This window comes from Kitasatospora sp. NPDC058406 (assembly GCF_042722765.1).
Lineage (GTDB): Bacteria > Actinomycetota > Actinomycetes > Streptomycetales > Streptomycetaceae > Kitasatospora.
The window spans coordinates 1-2,485 of record NZ_JBHXKE010000471.1 but is presented as its reverse complement, the minus strand read 5'-3'; the positions used below and the strand labels follow the sequence as shown (position 1 = coordinate 2,485).

General features: G+C 73.6%; 1 protein-coding gene. It reads right to left on the bottom strand.

What is annotated here, in order from left to right:
• Nucleotides 1-2,485 (bottom strand): SDR family NAD(P)-dependent oxidoreductase (locus ACFWOG_RS40595; RefSeq protein ID WP_380364753.1); only part of this gene is annotated, 2,485 nt, incomplete at both ends.

Here is a 2,485-nt window from a genome sequence, read left to right as displayed (position 1 = left end):
ACGACCGCGTCGACCCGACCGACCACGGCCAGCAACGCCTCCACCGCGGACCGATCCGCCAGATCACACGCATGGATCTCCGCCATCGGCAGCTCGGCCAACAACTCCGCCGCGCCGGGCGCCTGAGATCCACGCCGGGAGAGCAGCACCAGCCGCTCCGCACCGTTCGCAGCCGCCCACCGCGCCACCTCGACGCCCAGACCACCCGTCCCACCGGCGATCAGCACCGTGCCCCGAGGCTTCCAGACCGACCCGGAACCCACCGGCGCGTGCTCCAAGCGCCGCACCAGCACACCGCCGCCACGAACGGCGACCTGGTCCTCCGCACCCAGCGCACCACCCAGGACGGCAGCGACACGACCCGCCGCCCGGGTGTCGACGACGACCGGCAGATCGAGCAGACCGCCCCACATCCCGGGGTGCTCCAACCCCACCGCCCGGCCGAAGCCCCACAGCTGCGCCTGGTCGACGTCCACCGCGCCGTCCGCCCGGCCGGTGACCACGGCACCCCGCGTCACCAGCCACAACGCGGCCCCGGACCCGGCAGTCGCCATCGTCCGGACCAGTGCCAGCGCCTCGTCCACGGACCCCGGCGCCGCCAGGACGCCGACGACGTCCAGGCCACACAGGCGGGTGTCCAGCTCCGCCGTCGAACCCGCCGGCACCGAAAGGACCTTGGCTCCGTGCTGTTCCAGCGCGTCGGCCAACGGGACATCGCCGACCAGGATCCAGGTACCTCCCGCGAGGGACGCAGCCCCGGGTTCCGGCAGCGGCTCCCAGGTGACGTGGTAGCGCCAGCCGTCCAGGAGCGAACGCTCCCGCCCCTGCGCGCGCCAGGAGGTCAGCGCGGGCAGGACACCTTCCAGGTCGGCCTCCGCGACGCCGAGCTGCGCGGCAAGGCCGGGCAGGTCGCCCTGCTCGATCCGGTCCCAGAAACCCGCCTCGACAGCGTCGACCACCGGGGGCCTGAATTCGAGCCAGTACTCCTGGCGTTGGAAGGCGTAGGTCGGCAGCTCGGCCGGTCGGACGCCGGTGAAGAAGGGCGACCAGTCGACCGGGACGCCGTTGACGTGCAGGGTCGCGAGTGCCGTCAGTGCGGTGGTCGCTTCGTCACGGTCGCGGCGCAGCAGCGGCGCGGTGACGGCGTCGGGCTGCTGGACGAGCGCGGACAGGACCGCGTCCGGGCCGAGTTCGACGAACCTGGTGACGCCGTCGAGCGCTTCGAGGGCGTCGGCGAAGCGGACGGGCTTGCGGACCTGGTCGACCCAGTACTCCGGGTCCGACCACTGCCCGACACCGACCGGGCGGCCGGTCACCGACGACACCGCCGGGACCGAAGGCTCGGCGAAGGACAACCCACGCACCACGGCGCGGAAGTCCTCCAACATCGGCTCCATCAGCCGGGAGTGGAAGGCGTGGCTGGTCCGCAGACGGCTGGACTTCCAACCCCGCTCGCCCGCAGCCTCCGCGACGGCCTCGATCTCGGCTTCCAGGCCCGCGACCACCACGGCCCCAGGGCCGTTCACCACCGCGACGTCCACGTCCGGGAACGCGGCGAGGACGTCCGCCTCGGAGGCTCCGACGGCGAGCATCGCCCCACCGGCCGGAAGGGCCTGCATCAGTCGGCCGCGTGCGGCGACCAGCGTGACCGCGTCCGACAGGGACAGCACCCCGGCCACATGCGCGGCAGCGATCTCACCGATCGAATGACCGACCAGGACATCCGCCCGCACACCCCAGCGGGTGAGCAGCGCGTGCAACGCCACCTCGACGGCGAACAACGCCGGCTGCGCGTACCCGGTGCGGTGGATCAGCTCCTCGTCCGCCAGCACCTCCGCCAACGGCCGGTCCAAGTGAGCATCCACGTGCAACGCCACCTGGTCGAACGCGTCCGCGAACACCGGGAACGCCTCGTACAACCCCCGGCCCATCGACGCACGCTGCGCACCCTGCCCCGTGAACAGGAACGCCACCCGGCCCGCCCGTGCGGTGCCGGTCAGACCACCCGCACCGGACGCCACCGCGTCCAGCCCGGCCGTCAGCTCGTCGGTCCCACCCGCGAGCACCACCGCACGATGCACCAGCACCGGACGCCGCGCCGCAGCCGCCGCCACGGCCGGCAGGTCGGTACCCGACACCGTCCTCAGCCGCTCCGCCTGCGCCCGCAGCGCGGCCGGGGTCCGGCCGGACAGCAGGACCGGCACCACCGGCAGGTGCGCGACCGGTACCGAGGCCGGCTCCGCCACCGGGGGCTCTTCCAGGATCACGTGCGCGTTCGTCCCGCTCACGCCGAACGCCGACACACCCGCTCGTCGCGGCCGGTCCCCGGAGGTCCACGGCCGCGACTCCGTCAGCAACCCGACTGCGCCTACGGACCAGTCGACCTCCGCCGACGGCTCGTCCGCGTGCAGGGTGGCGGGGAGCGTCTCGTGCCGCATCGCCAGCAGCATCTTGATGATGCCCGCGACACCGGCCGCCGCCTGCG